We start from the raw sequence: 17480 nt of genomic DNA, 5'->3' as shown, positions 1-17480 counted from the left end.
AAATCTGAGTCCGCAAAGGAATACACCCGCACTGTTGGACGCTCAGGTCGCTGGAGGGACGGGCTCCCATTGCGGCATCGCAGCACGATTTTCCCGGACGTTTACGCTGCACTGGCCAAGCAACGAGCCGACGTGCTGGTGACCCATGAGGCCCCGAGCGCCCATCATCACGGCTTCCAGGCCCTGGATGAGCTGGCCAGGAGTCTCCAGGTCCGGGCCTCTTTCCATGGCCATCACCATGTCAACATGGACTACCGCCGGCATTGGGAACAGCTGGGCCACCAGGCCTTTAGTGTCGGCTTTTGCGGGATCACGGCGCTCGATGGGACCGTGATCCGTCCGGGAGATTGAGGCTGAGCGGTTAAATCGTAATGTTTCACGACTTTTTGGCCGAAACTTTTAAGTCGTTGATTTAATTTAATAAAGCCCACAATTTAGGGCTTTTTTCCCATGAAACAATTGCCTCTTTGGGGAACCTGCCGGCCGAAAGTCGAGCTCAAAAGTTTATATGTCGGTATATATACTTTTCGAAGAAATTTTGAGAATCGACCTGCGCTAAGTAGATCGCGTAAACGTGTGGGTCCTCGCCGGTTGGGCATGAATCCGGCAGTCCTGACTATGAGCGGCTACTGATGATTGACTAGGCTGCCTGCAAGTGAAACCGCCCCAACACGTTCATGAGGAAGAGGACCCCTTCGCAAACTGCGACATTCCTCGCGCTCGGTCTATGTCACCGATGGCGGCGGCCAGCAGCGCCGGGTCGTCGTCTTCAAGCACGGTTGTCAGGTACGCCGCCACATCTTCTTCGTTCTTCAGATATTCGGCTGCATCGAACTCAGGCAGTTCGGCGACTTCAATTTTATTGGACACAATCGATTCCAAAAGATTTACATTGCACCCAACTGTACAGAGATCATGGAAATTACTGACTCTACATTCGAAGCCGCCAACCGCCACGGTGCTGCGAAGAAGGCAGCTTTCCCGGCTGCAGTCGCAGTGCGGTATCACAGGCGCATTTCTCGGATCGTGATTTCGCATTCAATCGCCACGTGTATTACACCTAATTTCTCCTGTTTTGAAAACAAGCCGCGTAGTGCCTACGTGGGTCAGGTTTGGATGGAAATTTCTGCGCTAAATGGCTCAGATTTCGGCGGAACTCAACATTCAAAGTAAGCTACCACTAGATGGAAATGCGCTTAACATTTATACATCAAGTATCCGAGCACTCGATCATCGGTTAAAGCCTGTGTTTACGCCGAATTAGGATACTCGTGTAGCGTTGCTTTCCGTATAGCCGGTGAACATCTGTTGATGTAGTGTCTGTCACTGCACGAGCGGCAGTCAGGCCTGACAAACTCTCGCAAGCCAGGTCCACGAAGGACCGCACCTTGGATGTGAGGTAGCGGCGGCTGGGATAGACGGCAAAGACCGGCACGGGTGCGGGACACCACGGATGGGCAACCGGCACCAGCTGCCGCTGCATCACCAAGGGTTGCGCCACGTGCACCGGGAGTTGCCCCACACCCAGACCGGCAAGCAGCGCACTGCGAACGCCAGCACCGGCGTTCGCGCGCAAGCGAGGCACGCCCGACACCTTGCAGCAGTCCGGCTGTTGCGGGTGGTGCAGCGTCCACTCCGGCTTGCCCCCGTCGCCCGTGAAGACCACCAATTGATGTGTGGCCAGTTCGCGCGGATCGGTGGGGGTGCCGTGGCGATCCAGATAGCCAGGGCTGGCAAACAGACCGTAGTCAAACTGCCCCATTCGGCGCGCGACCAGGCTGGAGCCGGGCATTGGCCCGGCGCGAATCGCCAGATCAAAACCTTCGTGCACCAGGTCGATCTCGCGGGTCGCAAACTCCACCTCCGCCGTGACCTTGGGGTATTTGCCGAGAAACGCCTCGATCCAGGCGCTGACCGCGTCCATGGCAAACGCCGCGCCGCAGGTCACGCGCAAATGCCCCTGCGGTTCGGCGTGGATGCGCTGCGTCACGCGCAGCATGTCGTCCACGCCGGCCAGCACGCCAAGTGCCCGCTCGTAGATGGCTCGCCCTGCCTCTGTCACTGATTGCCGGCGGGTGGTGCGTTCCAACAGCGTCACGCCCAGCTCGCGCTCAAGCTGCGCAATGACGCGGCTCACATTGCTGCGCTGCATGCCCAACAGGTCGGCGGCCTGACCAAAACTTTTTGCGTCTACCACCTTGATCAACACACGCAACTCGTCGAGGGTCATGAGTATCCGTATCGCTTTTGATACCAGTTATTTCAAGCTGAAGGCATTTATCAAATTAAATATATCAAAAATAATCTGCCGCAGCGCTCGCACATCGGGCGCTCAAGCCCCTACCTCTTTTCAGGAGCAATCATGCGCAAGTCACACTTGGTCATTCTGGCCGTCCTGTCGGTGTTGATCGCCGGCGTTGCAGCGGCCGTGTGGACGGGCTCCCGTCCGTCCGTCGGTCCCTGTGCCGATGGCGCATCCGCTGCGGGCTTGAAGACCTACCGGGCCCAGACGGGTGACGGCAACTGCCTGCAAGGTTACGTATGGGAGCCAGCAAACACGCCAGCGCGTGGTGTGCTGGTCGTGGTGCACGGGCTGCATGACCATGCGCAGCGTTATGCCGGGCTTGCCGGGCAGCTGAGCGCCGCTGGCATAGCGGTGCTTGCGCAAGACCACCGTGGGCATGCCGGGTCTGGCGGGCAGCGGCAGCGGCTCGACTCAATTGAACAGGTCATGGGCGATATCGACTTGGCACTCAAGGAAGCCGCAAAGCGTTATCCCAATACCCCGCTGTTTTTGTACGGGCACAGCATGGGCGGATTGGCGGTGGCGCACTACGCCACCAAGCCCACCAGCCCACTGGCCGGGTTGGTGGTAAGCAGTGGCGCCTTGAAGCTGCCGCCGGACGTCAATGGGGTCAAAGTGCGTATCGTGCAGACGCTGTCGGCGCTGGCACCGGGCATGGGGCTGGAGGCGATTGACGAGGCCAACGTCGTCCGGGAGGCGGTGGCCCGCGCCGACTTGGCCGCAGACCCCCTGATCGTGCGTGAGAAAGTGCCAGCGCGAACAGCCGCAACGCTGCTGACCGGAATCGCAAAAATCCAGGAACAGATGCAGGAGATCAAGACCCCGCTGCTGATTCTTCACGGCCAGCGTGACCGCGTTACAGAAGTTGACGGCAGCCGCGACCTGCTGGCGCGGGCCGCCGTCAAAGACAAGAGCCTGAAACTGTACGAGTCGGCACTGCACGACCTGCTGCACGAACCCGAGGGCAAACAGGTAGCTCAGGAGATTTTGGCGTTTATCGATGGGCGATTGCCAGCCAGGAAGTGACGCTGCAGCTGCTCAGTTGGATGCACAAGCCGGCTTGCCTGCGCGGGAGCCGCCCCTGCGACGCGCTCAGGGCGAACGGGATGGCTTCAGGCGGTTGCCGCGATCAATTGCAGCGCCAGCTGATGCAGGCGGTGGCCGGGCTGCACCAGCGCCTCCACGATGCTGAAGTGGTTCAGCCCCAGCAGGGCTTCCCGCACCGGCACCGCGCGTGGGCCCCAGGCCTGCTCGATCAGCGCGTTGTGGCGCAAAAATTCGGCGCTCTCGTCGGCGCCGGCCACGGTGTACAGCACTCCGTTTTTCGGGGCAGGCAGCCAGGCCGGGCTGGCCTGCGCCACCTGCCCAGGCGTCAGCCGCAACGAGTCTTTGAGAAAGGGCGTGTGCATGACCGATTCCAGCTCATACAGACCGGAAATCGATAGCGCGTTTTTCACCAGATCCGCAGGCAGGCCTTTGTCATAACGAGGCCACAGGCAAGCCAGCAGCATGGCCGCCAGATGCCCACCCGCTGAATGCCCGATGACGGTGATGCGCTTCGGGTCGCCGCCAAAACGCGCCACATTGAGGTAAGTCCAGGCGAGCGCCCTCACCGTCTGCATGGTGATCTGCGGAATCGTCACTGCCGGGCACAGGTCGTAGTTGGGCAGCACCACACAGGCACCGGCCGAGGTCAAAGCGGGGGCCACAAACGAATGCTCGGATTTGTCGAGCGAGCGCCAGTAGCCGCCATGCACAAACACCACCACTGGCGCGCCGCCGGGCCCGGCCTGCGCAGCCGGAAAAACATCGAGCCTTTCGCCCGCGCTCTGGCCGTAAGCAATGTCCAGCGTGCACGGCTGGCTGCCGCGCGCCTGCGCCGAAGTTTCGGCCCAGCGGCTGAAATACAGCGCATGGTCAGGCACCAGGGCCCGGTTGTTGTACATGCGGTCCAGCCAGGCGGCATCGGCTTGTGTCATCGGAATCATCTCCAAAAAAAAGGATGGGGAATCCCACCATCTTGGCACAGCCCGGACAAAAGCGAGGCAACCCGGGTAAACCCGCTACCCCGCATCATTCAATATCTGTATTCTGTATACAGAGTATCAACATGCACCCGCAACTTATCAAAATCGAATCAGCGCCCGACCTGGTGGACCAGGTCTATCGCAGTCTGCTGGACGCCATCAGCGATGGCTCCCTGGCGCCGGGCGCCCGCATCATGCAGGAGGACATTGCCGAGCAACTGGCCGTGTCCAGGCAGCCGGTGCTGCAAGCCCTGCGGCTGCTGAAGAAGGATGGATTTGTGCTGGACGCACCTGGGCGCGGCGTACTGGTCGCGCCGCTGGACGTGGGCTGGTTGATGCAGATTTACCAGGTGCGCAGCGCGCTGGACGCACTGGCTGCCCGGCTTGCAGCGCGTGTTCGCTTCCAGATATCCCCGGCGCTGATCAGCCAGGGCCGCGATGCCACGCACAGCAACGATATCAAGGCCATGATGGCCCTGGACCTGCAATTTCACAGCGCGATTTACCAGGCCTCCGGCAACCCGCTGATCGCGCAGAGCGCGCAACTGCACTGGCACCACATCCGCCGCGCCATGGGCGCGGTGCTACAGCTGTCGACCATGCGCGAATCGATCTGGGACGAGCACGAAGCGATTGCCACTGCGATTGCCGCGGGTGACGAACTGGCCGCAGAAAAGCTGATACGCCAGCATGCCGAAGACGCCAGCCGCAACCTCTCCAGCCTTCTGAACACCGCCCTGCACCCATCACCCCCACCTACCGCGATACCCGCCTGAACCCCACGGAGACAGCCATGAACCTGACCCCCCAGCAACTCACCCAGTTCGACCGCGACGGCTACCTGTTTTTTCCCGGCCTGTTCACGCCGGAAGAAACGCAGACGCTGAATGATGCGGTGCCCGAGCTTTACAGCCGGCGCGAGGACTACAACGTGCGCGAAAAAGGCAAAGACGCAGTACGCACCAACTTCGCAGCCCACATGTACAGCGAGCCTTTTGCCAAACTGGGCCGCCATCCGCGCATGATAGCCCCGGTGCAAGAGCTGCTCGGTGAGCAGCTGTACATGCACCAGTTCAAGATCAACGGAAAGATGGCCTTTGAAGGCGATGTCTGGCAGTGGCACCAGGATTACGGCACCTGGCTCAACGACGACATGATGCCGACCGAACGCGCGATGAATGTGGCGATTTTTCTGGACGACGTGACCGAACACAACGGCCCGCTGATGTTCATCCCCGGCAGCCACAAAAAAGGTGTGGTCGACGCCAAACACGACCTGACCACCACCAGCTACCCATTGTGGACTGTGGACAACGACCTGATACGCCAGCTGGTGCAGCGCGCCGGCGGCAAACAGGGCGGAATCGTCAGCCCCAAAGGCCCGGCCGGTTCGATGATTCTTTTCCACTCCTGTCTGGTGCACGCCTCGGGCAGCAACCTGTCGCCGTTCAACCGCGTCAGCGTCTACCTCAGCCTGTGTGCGGTCAGCAACCACATACGCCGCCACAAACGCCCCGAGTACATTGCACACCGCGATTTCACGCCGATTGAGTGCCTGCCCGATGACTGTCTGCTGAAAGACTACCCGGTGGACCTGCCGTGGAAAGACGGCGTGCCAGCGACCGCGCTGCAAACCTCCATGGAAGAAATCGCGCCGGAGCGCAAGGCGGCCTGAGCCCACACCCGTTCGCCCTGAGCTTGCCGATGGGCCTCTTGAACACCCGGGCCAGGCTTCGACAAGCTCAGCCCGAACGGACAAACCAATGAACCTCTATACCAAGCTCCAACAACGCGCGTCCGAGAACAAACCGATCCGCATCGGCCTGATAGGCGCCGGCAAGTTCGGCTCCATGTACCTCGCGCAGATACCCAAGACGCCCGGTGTGCACCTGGTCGCGATTGCCGACCTGTCGCCTGCCGCAGCCCGCACCAACCTCGCCCGTGTAGGGTGGAATCCAGCCTTAACCCAGGCGGAATCAGCGCAAGCAGCTATTAAAACAGGAGCGACCTGGATCACCGACGACTGGAAAGCCGTGGTCACACATCCGCAGATCGACATCATCGTCGAATGCACCGGCAACCCGGTGGCGGCGGTCGAGCACTGCCTGCAGGCGTTTGCGCACGGCAAACATGTGGTCAATGTCACTGTCGAAGCCGATGCCTTTTGCGGCCCCTTGCTGGCGCGCAAAGCGGCTGAAGCCGGTGTCGTCTATTCACTGGCCTTTGGCGACCAGCCTGCACTGATCTGCGACCTGGTGGACTGGGCGCGCACCTGCGGTTTCCCGGTGGTGGCGGCGGGACGCGGCCATAAATGGCTGCCGCATTTTTCGGAGTCGACACCCGAAACCGTCTGGGCGAACTACGGTCTTACGCCCGAGCAAGCCGAGCGCGGCGGCCTCAACCCGAAAATGTTCAACAGCTTCCTCGACGGCTCCAAACCCTCGATCGAGTCCACCGCCGTAGCCAACGCCACCGGCCTGACCGTGCCGTCCAACGGCCTGCTGTATCCCCCGGCCAGTGTCGAAGACATTCCGTATGTCACCCGGCCGATCAGCGAAGGCGGCGTGCTTGAGCGCAAGGGCATGGTGGAGGTGATTTCCTCGCTGGAAGCCAACGGCCGCAAGATTCCCTACGACATCCGCATGGGTGTCTGGGTCACGGTCGAGGCGGAGACCGACTACATCAAGAACTGTTTTGAAGAGTACAACGCGCACACCGACCCGAGCGGTCGCTACTTCACGCTGTACAAGCGCTGGCATTTGATCGGTCTCGAAGTCGGCGTCTCGGTTGCCAGTGTGGCGCTGCGCGGCGAACCCACCGGTGTGGCGACCTGCTGGAACGCCGACGTGGTGGCCACCGCCAAACGGGATCTGAAGCCCGGTGACATGCTCGACGGCGAAGGCGGCTACACGGTCTGGGGCAAGCTGCTGCCGGCCGACACCTCGATGAAGATGGGCGGCCTGCCGCTGGGCCTGGCGCACAACGTCAAGGTCGTGCGCGCCGTCAAAAAAGGGCAGAGCCTGAGCTGGGCCGACGTGGCCATGGACACCTCCACCCCTGCGTACAAGGTGCGACACGAAATGGAGAGCATGTTCTCTCCGGCGCTGAAGAAAGCTGCATAAAGCCGCGTTACGCCACCTGTCGGCCTGCTGCAAGCTGACTGACAGCTTTGTCGCGCTGGCATGCGCCATCATGACCCACAGGCCGCAAACGGAAAACCAATGACCACTGCAAGTGCCCCGCTCGCACCAAAAATCGCTTTCCTGGGTACAGGAAGCATGGGCCTCATCATGGCCGCCCGCCTGTGCGAGGCTGGTTATGCGCTGCAGGTGTGGAACCGCACCATCGAAAAGGCCGCTGTACTGGCCGAACAGGGTGCAAGCGTCCACGAACAGGCCAGCACCGCCGTTGCCACCGCCGACATCGTGATTGGCATGCTGGAAAACGGCGCAGTGGTGGAAGACGTGTTGTTTGGGCAAGACGTTGCTGCCGCGATGAAACCCGGCGCCTTGTTCATCGACATGGCCTCGATCAAACCGCGTGAAGCCCGCGACCATGCTGCGCGCCTGGGCGCCCTGGGCATAGCGCATCTGGATGCCCCGGTATCTGGGGGTACGGGCGGGGCAACGCATGGCTCGCTGGTCATCATGGTGGGCGGAAAAGCCGCTGAATTTGATCGCGCCCTGCCACTGTTCAGGGTGTTTGGCCGCGCCACCCACGTCGGCTCACATGGCGCAGGCCAGCTGACCAAGCTCGCCAACCAGATGATTGTCGGCATCACGATAGGTGCGGTGGCTGAGGCCCTGCTGTTTGCCACCAAGGGCGGCGCCGACATGGCCAAGGTGAAGGAAGCCATCACCGGCGGATTTGCCGACAGCCGCATTCTTCAAGTCCACGGCCAGCGCATGGTGGACCGCGACTTCATCACCCACGCCCGGCTGGCCATACAACTCAAGGACATGCGCAATGCGCTGGCAACGGCGCAGGAGATTGGTTTTGAAGCACCCATCACCGCATTGTTTGAACAGCTGTACGCAGACGGTGCCGAGCACGGCTTGGGCGATCTGGACCACTCCGGCCTGTTTGTCGAGCTGGCCAGCCGCAATGGCATGAACTGATCGCTCAGGAGTCTGGGCGGCAAAAGGAACGTCGGCTGCAAAGCGGCCGCGCCTTCTGCCGCCCAGACTCCCAGCCCTGCCCATAAAAAAAGGCCCGCAGTGCGGGCCTTTTTTGCAAGTTCAGGAAAGCTTCAACGTGCAGGACGTGCGGGACGCTTCTGCGCATCACGCGGCACAAACACCTTGCCGGCTGGTTTGGCAAAAGCCGGCTTGCGATCAGCAAAGTCACCGCGGGGTGCAGCCGAAAAACCTTCTGAACGGCTGCCAAAGCCGCGATCGCCGCCACGGTCATCGCGCTGGGCAAAGCCGCCGTTGTTGTTGCCGAAGCCACGGTCATCCGGACGGCGTGCATTGCGGTCATTGAAACCGGAGCGGTCTGCGTAGTTGTTGCCCTGAGGTGCAGGGCGGCCCTGGAAGGAGCCACCACGGTCATCACGGTTGCCAGCAAAGCCACCGCGGTCTGCGCCACGGTCGCCGAATGCGGGCTTCTTGCCGGCATAACCACCACCAGCGCCACCACCGAACCCACTCGAAGGCGCTCGGTCGTTGCCGAAACGGCCACCACCACCACCGCCGAAATTGCGGGGGCCGCCACGGTCACCACCAAAATTGCCGCGCGGGCGATCCGAGGTGGGTGCAAAACGCTGCTGTGGCTCGAGACCGGCAATCACGCTGGGCTTGAGGTTTTGCTGGGTGTAGTGTTCGATGTCCTGGATCTTGCGGCGATCACGGAACTCGGCAATCGTGATCGCCTGGCCTTCGCGGCCGGCACGGCCGGTGCGGCCAATGCGGTGCACATAATCTTCGGCTTTCATCGGCAGGCCGTAGTTGATGACGTGGGTGATGGTCGGAACGTCCAGACCGCGGGCAGCCACGTCAGTAGCCACCAGAATCTGCACCCGACCATCGCGGAAAGCCATCAGGCGGCGATTGCGCAGGCCCTGGCCCAAAGCGCCGTGCAAGGCCACGGCACTGAAGCCTTCTTGCACCAGGTCATTGGCCAGGCCATCACATTCCACCTGCGTGCAGGCAAACACAATCGCCTGGTTGATGCTGGTGTCGCGCAGCCAGTGGTCCAGCAACTTGCGCTTGTGCGTCATGTTGTCGGCCCACAGCAGCGACTGGGTGATGGATGCATGTTTTTCGTGCGGCGAGTCGATCTCGACACGCTGGGGCTGGCGCATCACGCGCGTCGCCAGTTGCATGATGCGCGGCGCGAAGGTGGCGCTGAACATCATGGTCTGCTTGCGCTCGATGGTGAGCTGATTCACTTCGGTCAGGTCGTCGGCAAAGCCGAGGTCCAGCATGCGGTCGGCTTCGTCAACAACGAGAAACTGCACCTGGTCCAGCTTGATCTGCATGCTGCGCTGCAAGTCAAGCAGACGGCCAGGCGTGGCCACCACGAGGTCGGCGTTTTGCAGCTTGGCAATTTGCAACTGGTAAGGAATACCGCCCACCACGTTGGCAATACGCAGGCCGCGGCAATGGCGCACCAGGTCAATCGCGTCGGCGCAGACTTGCTGGGCCAGCTCGCGGGTCGGGCACAAAATCAGCGCGCCTGGGGTGGCAGCCTTGAAGTTGCGCATATTGGTCGGGTCTTTGCGCTTGGGCTTTTTCAGCGGCGGCTCGCCACGGGCAACGGCCTCAGCGCTCAGGCGTTCAAACTCCGCACGTTCGTTGCGCTCGGCCTCTTCCTGCTGCTTGAGCAGGGTGTGCAGCACGGGCAACAGGAAGGCCGCGGTCTTGCCGCTACCGGTCTGGCTGGAAACCAGCAGGTCGGTGAATTTGGCCTTGGGGTCGGCTTTGACGTCAGCATCCAGCGCCTGCATGGCTTTCGGGATGGTGGCCATCTGCACGGCGGTCGGCTGGGTGAAACCCATGTCGGCAACGGCTTGCAGCAGTTCTTTGGCCAAGCCAAGTTTCACAAAGCCGTTGGGCTCTGCCACGATGGCGTCCAGCGACGTTTCAGCTGCGGCGGGCGCATCTGAAAAATCCGGCGCGGTGTGGATATCGGTGTCGGTGTTTGCTTCGGCCAAAAAGTCGCCGCGAGCCTCAAAAGAGTCAGTCATGTTTTTCTCACTAAGCACTTGATCACCGCCCGACTTGTGGTTTTGGGCAGGCGAACAAGAAACTACCACCTGCCGCGTAGCGGAAGGCTTCGTTTGTGGTTAATAAAACATCAACCACAAACGAATATGTCGGTTCGGGCGACTTCCGGTAAACCGGTGCCTGAAGCGATGGCTCTGCTAATAGAGCCGCAAAAGTGTGAGGTAGATGTACAAATGCGGTGCACCCCGTGCATCCGTCAAGCCACTGATTATGGCATGGATTGCGGGTTTGTACCAGTGCGGCCACCATCAAAGACCCTGCGGACCGCCCGGCACCACCGCAGCGCAAAGAAATTTGCTCTCTTTTAAATAGCGGCTTTCGCCCACCCGGAAAGGGCCAGCAGCCAGAATCACTTCAAAAAATGGGTGCGGTAGTGTTCCAGCTCATCGATCGATTCATGCACATCAGCGAGCGCGGTGTGGCTTTGCTGCTTCTTGAATGCGCTGTAGACCTCGGGCCGCCAGCGTTTGGCCAGCTCCTTGAAAGTGCTGACGTCGATATTGCGGTAGTGGAAAAACGCCTCGAGCTTAGGCATGTATTTGACGATAAAACGCCGGTCCTGGCTGATGGTGTTGCCACACAGCGGCGACGTGCCTTTGGGCAGGTACTGCGCCAGAAAAGCCAGCAACTGCTTCTCAGCCTCTTCTTCAGTCACGGTACTGGCTTTGACCTTGTCGATCAAGCCGCTGCGGCCATGGGTGCCCTTGTTCCAGTTGTCCATCTGGTCCAGCAACTCGTCGGACTGGTGAATGACGAGCACAGGGCCCTCGAGGCGCGGCGTCAGTTGCGGGCCGGTGACGATGACGGCAATTTCGATGATGCGCTCCTTGTCCGGGTCCAGCCCGGTCATTTCGCAGTCGATCCAGACCAGGTTTTGATCTGATTTTTTAAGCAGGGGTTCAATTTCAGGCATCTTGCGATTCTCGCTGATCGCCTAAACTGGCTGCATGCCTGACTATTCACTCGCCCTTACCCTGCTTTTTTCAGCGGCACTGATGCTTGGCCTGCTGACCCGGTTTTATCTGGCCTCCCGGCAGATCCGGCACGTCGCGCGGCGCCGCGATCAGGTGCCTGCTGCGTTTGCCAGCACCATTTCGCTGGCTTCACACCAGAAGGCGGCCGACTACACCATCACCAAATCGCGCTTTGGCCTGCTGGAACTCGCTTTCGGCGCTGCCGTGCTGCTGGGCTGGACCCTGCTGGGCGGCATAGCCGCGCTGAACCAGGCGCTGCTCAGCCTGGGTCTGTCGGATTACGGCAGCCTTGTGCCGCAACTGGCATTGCTGGCTGCCTTTGGTCTCATCAGCGGATTGCTGGACCTGCCCTTCACCCTGTACAGCACCTTCCGCATTGAAGAGCGCTTCGGTTTCAACAAGATGACTTTCAGGCTGTGGCTGGCCGATCTGCTCAAGTCCACGCTGGTCGGCGTGCTGATCGGCCTGCCGATTGTGGCGCTGGTGCTCTGGATCATGGGCAGCATAGGCGCCTGGTGGTGGCTGTGGGCCTGGGGCGCCTGGATGGTGTTCAACCTGCTGGTGCTGGTGCTTTACCCCACGGTGATTGCGCCGCTGTTCAACAAGTTCCAGCCACTGGAAGATGAAACCCTGAAGGCACGTGTCACGGCCCTGATGCAGCGCTGTGGCTTTGCCGCCAAAGGTCTGTTTGTGATGGATGGCAGCAAACGGTCGGCCCACGCCAACGCTTACTTCACCGGCTTTGGCGCGTCCAAACGTGTGGTGTTTTACGACACGCTACTCAAGCAACTCAACCCCGATGAAGTTGATGCCGTGCTGGCGCACGAGTTGGGGCACTTCAAGCACAAACACATCGTCAAACGTATCGCCCTGATGTTTGCCATGAGCCTGGCCGGTTTTGCGCTGCTGGGCTGGCTGGCGACACAAGTCTGGTTTTACACCGGTCTGGGCGTCCGGCCCAATCTCAGTGGCAGCAATGACGCCCTGGCTTTGCTGCTGTTCCTGCTGGTGATGCCCGTCTTCAGTTTTTTCATCTCGCCGCTGTTTGCGCTGCTGTCGCGCAAACATGAGTTTGAAGCCGATGCCTATGCCATCGCGCAAACCGACGGAAAAGACCTGCAGAGCGCCCTGCTCAAGCTGTACCAGGACAACGCCAGCACGCTGACGCCCGATCCTGTATTTGCCAAATTTTATTATTCGCACCCGCCGGCCTCAGAGAGGCTGGGCCGCATGGGTGGATCTGCCGGAGCCCCCACATGAATCCTGTCCACCAGAACCGCCGTGCGTTCAGCGCCACCGAGATCGTCACCCAGCTTAGCCAGCTCAATGGCGAGCAGGCTTTGGGTTGGCGCCTGATCGACGGTTCGCTTGAAAAAACCTACGCCTTCAAGAACTTCCACGAGACCATGGGTTTTGCCAACGCCGTGGCCTTTATTGCGAATGCCGAAGACCACCACCCGGACCTGGCGCTGAGCTACGGCAAGTGCACGGTGCGCTTCAACACCCACGATGTGAACGGCATATCTGCCAGCGACTTTTTCTGCGCGTCAAAGGTTGACGCGCTGCTAGTGTCCTGACCCGCAGATAAGGTGATGAAATGAAATTGTGCAGTCAGCTGTCAGGCAAGGCGCGAGGAGGCGACATCGCCATAGCTATGGCAACGACGAGCAACGCCGCATGGCGGCTGAATGGGCGATTTCATATCGCCTTTATTGGTGGGACAGGGCACTAGCTTGACCACTGTTTCTTCCGCCGGGACATTGCCCGGCCTGGTGGTTGCCGGTTTTGGCCGGCATTGTCTGGTGGAAACCCCCACAGGTGAACGTCTGATCTGCCACCCGCGTGGCAAGAAGAGCCAGGCGCTGGTGGGCGACCAGGTGTTGTGGCTGCCCTCGCTGGACGAAGGCACCATCGAAAAAGTCCAGCCACGCCGCAACCTGTTTTACCGCCAGGACGACCTGCGCACGAAATCGTTTGCTGCCAACCTGGATCAGGTCTTGATCCTGATCGCGGCCGAGCCGGAGTTTTCGGAAAGCCAGCTGACACGCGCGCTGATCGCCGCAGAAGCCGAACGCATCACACCCGTCATCGCATTGAACAAAAGCGATCTGGCAGAACCTTTTGCGCGCGCATGGGCCAAGCTGGCGCCCTACCGCGCCATGGGTTACCAGGTATTGCCGCTGGCGGTCAAGCCAAAAACAGAAACACCGGTTGCCAACGACGCGCAGACCAGCCAGTTGCGCGCGCTGTTGCAAGGTAAAAAAACGCTGGTGCTGGGCCCCTCGGGTGCCGGCAAAAGCAGTCTGACGAATTTGCTGATCCCCGGTGCTCAGGTGCTGACAGCCGAAATATCGCAGGCGCTCAATTCAGGCAAACACACCACCACCAGCACCACGCTGTACTGGCTGGATGCCGAACGCCAGAGCGCACTGATCGATTCGCCCGGATTTCAGGAGTTTGGGTTGCACCATATCGAGCCAATGCAACTGGCCAACTACATGCCCGACCTCAAGGCCCATGCACAGGACTGCAAGTTCTACAACTGCACCCATCTGCACGAACCCGGTTGTGGCGTGATATCAGAGGTCAAATCAGGCTCCAGCTCAGGCGGGATAAGCGCAAGCCGCTATCGTTTATATAGCGAATTATTTGCCGAGTTGTCGCAAGCGCCGCGTTATTGAGCGCGGCCCGGGAGGCAGCCGGTTACCCCAGCAGGCGCGCCAGTGTCAACAGCGCCAGCAGCACCATCCAGAGCACCACAGAGCGCCAGACCAGGCCCACAATGCTGCGCAGGTGAGCTACCTCGGGCTCGCGGCCCGGTGTGCTTTCTGTCGCTGTGGCCCCCGGCTCGACGCCGCTGGCCTGGAAACCTTGCGAGGCGTCGGGTGCGAATGCGGCTTTGAGTGCCTCCCCGCCCAGACGCACGTTCACCGCGCCCGATGTGGCGGCCAGAATCACGCCGTCATTGCGGTTCTCTGACGCCACCGGCTGACGATGCATGTAGTTGCGCCAGCCGTCGATGGCGTCTTCAAAACTGCCGACCACCGCAAATCCGAGGGACGTCAGGCGCGCCGGCACATAGTCGATCACGTCCCAGGCACGTACAGCCGCATGCTGCAGCGCCGGGCTGGTGTCGTCACCAGTTGACTGGCTTTTGTGCGTCCAGTAGCGCGACACGAACTCGCTCATGCGGTACAGCACCGCGCCTGCGGGCCCCAGGCCCAGGGCCGCCATTACCGAGAACCACGCCAGCACGCCAAATACATGGCGATGCGCCGCCAGCACCGAATACTCAATCACATGCCGCACAATTTCACTGCGCGGCAATTCACTGGCATCGACCTGCCGCCACTGCGCCAGCAGCTCACGTGCCGCGACCTCATCACCCTCGTCGAGGGCATCGCGTATGTCGGTGAAATAGTGGCTGAACTGGCGAAAGCCCAGCGTCACGTAAAGCACCGCCACACTCCAGACAAAAGCCAGCACGCCGCTGATGCTCCAGAGCAGCCAATGGACAGCCAGCGTAAGCAGCGCCGGCACCACCGTGGCCATGGTCCAGGCCACCCAGCCGTGTTGCGTCTTGCCCGCGTCAAGACTGCGGCTGGCCCAGCGTGCCCAGCGCCGCAGGCTGGCGTGAATCGCATTGCCGCGAGCCAGCGGGCGGGCTTGTTCAATGATCAGCGCGAACAAAACAGCAAAAAAGCTCATGCTGAATCATACTGCCCCCACGTTCGCGCACTGCTTGATTGGCCCCCACGGTTGCTCACTGCGTGTAGCGCCCTGCCCCCCGAGGGGGGAACGGGCTACACGCAGTGAGCCCGGACCGGGGGTGGCTCATCTAAGCAATCAAAAAGCGGTAGAGGTTGCGCAGCATGCCGGCGGTGGCGCCCCAGATGTAGCGCTCCTTGGGGTCGCTGCTGTCGATTCCGGTGTACGGCATCGACAGCCACTGCCGCAACACGCCCTCAAACTCGAATTCATGGCGCTGGTGATTGGCCGGGTCCATCAGATAACGCAAGGGCACCTCAAACACGTCAGCCACCTCGGCGGGATTGGGCTGCAGCACAAAGCCGGGTTGTACCAGCGCCACGACCGGGGTGATGATAAAAGCCGTGCCAGTCACATAAGTAGGCAAGATGCCCAGTACCTCCACATGCGCACGCGGCAGGCCAATTTCTTCATGCGCCTCCCGCAGGGCGGTGTCCACTGCATCGTGATCGCTGTTGTCGGTCTTGCCGCCCGGCAGGGCAACTTGCCCGGAATGGGTGGACATATTGCCCGCCCGCTCGGTGAGCAGCAGCGTCAGTTCGTCCCGCATGACCAGCGGCAGCAGCACCGCCGCCAGTGCCGGCTCGCGGTTGGAAAACTTCTTCTCCACGCTGTGTTCCGGTGTCCACAACGGGGGATGCCGAAAGCGCTGCCGCAGGGCCTGCGGCGTCAAGGCCTGCGCCGGAACACCCGACAAATGGGTGTCCACGCCGATCACCGGAATACTGCGGGGATCGAAGACAGGCAGGGGTTTGGTGAAAGTCATCAGGAGCAAAGCCTAGTGCAGTGTGGCACGCAATCTGGAACATAAAAATGAGTCTTTTGCGCCATGGCTGCGTTGCAAATCCGCGCGATACCCAGGGTATCGCTGTGGTGTGCGCCTTGCCCTGACTCAAAATCCTTCATTTTTATTTGTTCCATCCAGCATGCCACACTGCACTAGCAGGCATAAAAAAGCCGCTCCGAAGAGCGGCTTTTTCTGAGGCCGGGCTGCTTTAGGCAGCTTTGGCGCCCAGCTTTTCCTTGATACGTGCCGACTTGCCGCTGCGCTCACGCAGGTAGTACAACTTGGCGCGGCGCACATCACCACGGCGCTTGACTTCGATCTTGGCGATCAGCGGGCTGTAGACCTGAAAGGTCCGCTCAACGCCTTCACCATTGGAGATCTTGCGCACGATGAAGCTGGAGTTCAGGCCGCGGTTGCGCTTGGCAATCACAACACCTTCAAAAGCCTGCACACGCTTGCGTGTACCTTCAACCACATTGACGCTGACAATCACGGTGTCGCCGGTGGCGTACACGGGAATGGTTTTGTTCAAGCGGGCAATTTCTTCCTGCTCAAGGGTTTCGATCAGATTCATGATTTATTCCATCTATCTTTTTCGTTCATACACGCGCTGCGCTAAAGACCGCAAATCCAGGGAAGCTCTCAGGGAGGGTCAACATGGTTGCAGTGGCCGCCAGAGGACCGAAAAGCCCACGATTATAGCAATTTACGGGTGATCGGACGATTTTGCCGGCAAGCTGCGCAGAAAAGACTCGTCCGCTGCGTCCAGACGCCCCGCGTCGCGGGCGCTATCCAGCAACTCAGGCCGGTGCGCCCGGGTCAGCGCCAGCCGCTGGTCCCGGCGCCAGCGCTCAATGTAGGCGTGGTTCCCCGACAACAATTTCTCCGGTACCCCCTGATCCCGCCAGATTTCCGGCCGTGTGTAGTGCGGGCAGTCGAGCAGTCCGTCCAGAGCCGGGTTGAAACTGTCGAGCTGGTGGCTACCTTCGTCATTGAGCACGCCGGGCTGCAGGCGCGCGACAGCATCGAGCAGCGCCATGGCAGCAATTTCCCCGCCGGAAAGCACAAAATCGCCCAGGCTGATCTGCTGGTCGACACAGGCGTCGATGAAACGCTGGTCAATGCCCTCGTAGCGGCCACAGAGCAACACCGCGCCCTGGCTGGCAGACCAGCGTTCAACGCCGGTGTGATTAAGGGCTTCACCGATGGGGGAGAACAACACGACTGGCGCGCGGGCGTCATCGGGCTCAGCGCGTTCCGCACGCACCGCCTGCAAGCATTTCCACAGCGGCTCAGCCATCATGACCATGCCGGGACCACCGCCAAACGGCCGGTCGTCGACACGGCGATAGCTGCCTTCAGAAAAATCTCGGGGGTTCCAGAGCCGCACTT

Annotated in this window: 18 protein-coding genes and 1 pseudogene; 10 read left to right on the top strand and 9 right to left on the bottom strand. The window is 60.8% G+C overall.

All coding sequences use genetic code 11. From position 1 onward, the window contains the following. Positions 1-351: pseudogene (locus tag Q8L50_RS16400) on the top strand (metallophosphoesterase); the annotation flags it as partial. A gap of 324 nt (positions 352-675) precedes the next feature. Here Q8L50_RS16400 and Q8L50_RS16395 read toward each other — a convergent pair. Then, complete coding sequence (locus Q8L50_RS16395; protein ID WP_370869821.1) at positions 676-870, bottom strand: addiction module antidote protein; 195 nt, start codon at positions 868-870, stop codon at positions 676-678. A 45-nt stretch (positions 871-915) separates the two neighbouring features. On the opposite strand from Q8L50_RS16395, the gene Q8L50_RS16390 reads away from it, so the two are divergent. After that, positions 916-1173 (top strand): hypothetical protein, encoded by a 258-nt coding sequence (locus Q8L50_RS16390; RefSeq protein WP_305349708.1) that lies wholly within the window; start codon positions 916-918, stop codon positions 1171-1173. A 64-nt stretch (positions 1174-1237) separates the two neighbouring features. Here Q8L50_RS16390 and Q8L50_RS16385 read toward each other — a convergent pair whose 3' ends face one another. Next, positions 1238-2230, bottom strand: a complete 993-nt coding sequence (locus Q8L50_RS16385; RefSeq protein ID WP_305349707.1) for a LysR family transcriptional regulator — start codon at positions 2228-2230, stop codon at positions 1238-1240. A gap of 132 nt (positions 2231-2362) precedes the next feature. Between Q8L50_RS16385 and Q8L50_RS16380 the strand changes: the two genes are divergently transcribed. Beyond that, on the top strand, positions 2363-3331 hold the full coding sequence (locus tag Q8L50_RS16380; RefSeq protein WP_305349706.1) for an alpha/beta hydrolase: 969 nt from the start codon (positions 2363-2365) through the stop codon (positions 3329-3331). Between the two features lie 86 nt (positions 3332-3417). Here the strand turns inward: Q8L50_RS16380 and Q8L50_RS16375 are convergent, their stop codons facing one another. Continuing rightward, complete coding sequence (locus Q8L50_RS16375) at positions 3418-4284, bottom strand: alpha/beta hydrolase (RefSeq protein WP_305349705.1); 867 nt, start codon at positions 4282-4284, stop codon at positions 3418-3420. Positions 4285-4415: 131 nt separating this feature from the next. Here Q8L50_RS16375 and Q8L50_RS16370 point away from each other — a divergent pair, with 131 nt between their 5' ends. The 4 genes from Q8L50_RS16370 (at position 4416) to Q8L50_RS16355 (ending at position 8450) form a co-directional block, all read left to right on the top strand. Then, complete coding sequence (locus Q8L50_RS16370) at positions 4416-5108, top strand: GntR family transcriptional regulator (RefSeq protein ID WP_305349704.1); 693 nt, start codon at positions 4416-4418, stop codon at positions 5106-5108. Positions 5109-5125: 17 nt separating this feature from the next. Beyond that, entirely contained in the window at positions 5126-6007 is an 882-nt protein-coding gene (locus Q8L50_RS16365) for a phytanoyl-CoA dioxygenase family protein (RefSeq protein ID WP_305349703.1), read from the top strand. 88 nt (positions 6008-6095) lie between these two features. Continuing rightward, the gene (locus Q8L50_RS16360; protein ID WP_305349702.1) at positions 6096-7454 is read left to right on the top strand and encodes an NAD(P)H-dependent oxidoreductase; all 1359 of its coding nucleotides are present in this window, start codon (positions 6096-6098) and stop codon (positions 7452-7454) included. Between the two features lie 99 nt (positions 7455-7553). Then, positions 7554-8450, top strand: coding sequence for an NAD(P)-dependent oxidoreductase (locus Q8L50_RS16355; protein WP_305349701.1), 897 nt, complete (start codon positions 7554-7556; stop codon positions 8448-8450). 131 nt (positions 8451-8581) lie between these two features. Here the strand turns inward: Q8L50_RS16355 and Q8L50_RS16350 are convergent, their stop codons facing one another. Together Q8L50_RS16350 and orn are read right to left on the bottom strand one after the other, a co-directional pair. Then, a complete protein-coding gene (locus Q8L50_RS16350; RefSeq protein WP_305349700.1) occupies positions 8582-10519 on the bottom strand; it encodes a DEAD/DEAH box helicase in 1938 nt (645 codons plus the stop codon). 389 nt (positions 10520-10908) lie between these two features. Next, positions 10909-11472, bottom strand: coding sequence for an oligoribonuclease (orn, locus tag Q8L50_RS16345; RefSeq protein WP_305349699.1), 564 nt, complete (start codon positions 11470-11472; stop codon positions 10909-10911). Between the two features lie 34 nt (positions 11473-11506). Here orn and Q8L50_RS16340 point away from each other — a divergent pair, with 34 nt between their 5' ends. The 3 genes from Q8L50_RS16340 to rsgA all read left to right on the top strand — a co-directional run bounded on the left by Q8L50_RS16340 (position 11507) and on the right by rsgA (position 14214). After that, a complete protein-coding gene (locus Q8L50_RS16340) occupies positions 11507-12793 on the top strand; it encodes a M48 family metallopeptidase (protein ID WP_305349698.1) in 1287 nt (428 codons plus the stop codon). Then, positions 12790-13110, top strand: a complete 321-nt coding sequence (locus Q8L50_RS16335) for a 4a-hydroxytetrahydrobiopterin dehydratase (protein ID WP_305349697.1) — start codon at positions 12790-12792, stop codon at positions 13108-13110. Before Q8L50_RS16340 ends, Q8L50_RS16335 begins: the two co-directional genes overlap by 4 nt. A gap of 111 nt (positions 13111-13221) precedes the next feature. Continuing rightward, positions 13222-14214 (top strand): ribosome small subunit-dependent GTPase A, encoded by a 993-nt coding sequence (gene rsgA, locus Q8L50_RS16330; protein WP_370869820.1) that lies wholly within the window; start codon positions 13222-13224, stop codon positions 14212-14214. A 22-nt stretch (positions 14215-14236) separates the two neighbouring features. On the opposite strand, the gene Q8L50_RS16325 is transcribed toward rsgA, so the two are convergent. The 4 genes from Q8L50_RS16325 to trmD form a co-directional block, all read right to left on the bottom strand. Then, positions 14237-15241, bottom strand: a complete 1005-nt coding sequence (locus tag Q8L50_RS16325; protein ID WP_305349695.1) for a CobD/CbiB family protein — start codon at positions 15239-15241, stop codon at positions 14237-14239. Between the two features lie 130 nt (positions 15242-15371). Further along, on the bottom strand, positions 15372-16067 hold the full coding sequence (locus Q8L50_RS16320) for a CoA pyrophosphatase (protein WP_305349694.1): 696 nt from the start codon (positions 16065-16067) through the stop codon (positions 15372-15374). A gap of 229 nt (positions 16068-16296) precedes the next feature. Next, positions 16297-16662 carry a 50S ribosomal protein L19 gene (rplS, locus tag Q8L50_RS16315; RefSeq protein WP_305349693.1) on the bottom strand — a complete coding sequence of 122 codons (366 nt, stop codon included), beginning with the start codon at positions 16660-16662 and terminating at the stop codon, positions 16297-16299. Positions 16663-16794: 132 nt separating this feature from the next. Then, a partial coding sequence (gene trmD, locus Q8L50_RS16310; protein ID WP_305349692.1) for a tRNA (guanosine(37)-N1)-methyltransferase TrmD occupies positions 16795-17480 on the bottom strand: 686 nt, incomplete at its 5' end.

It is taken from the genome of Polaromonas sp. (genome assembly GCF_030680935.1).
In the GTDB taxonomy this organism is placed as follows: Bacteria; Pseudomonadota; Gammaproteobacteria; order Burkholderiales; family Burkholderiaceae_C; genus Polaromonas.
The sequence above is the reverse complement of the archived record's forward strand: the minus strand, read 5'-3'. Positions and strand labels throughout refer to the sequence as shown.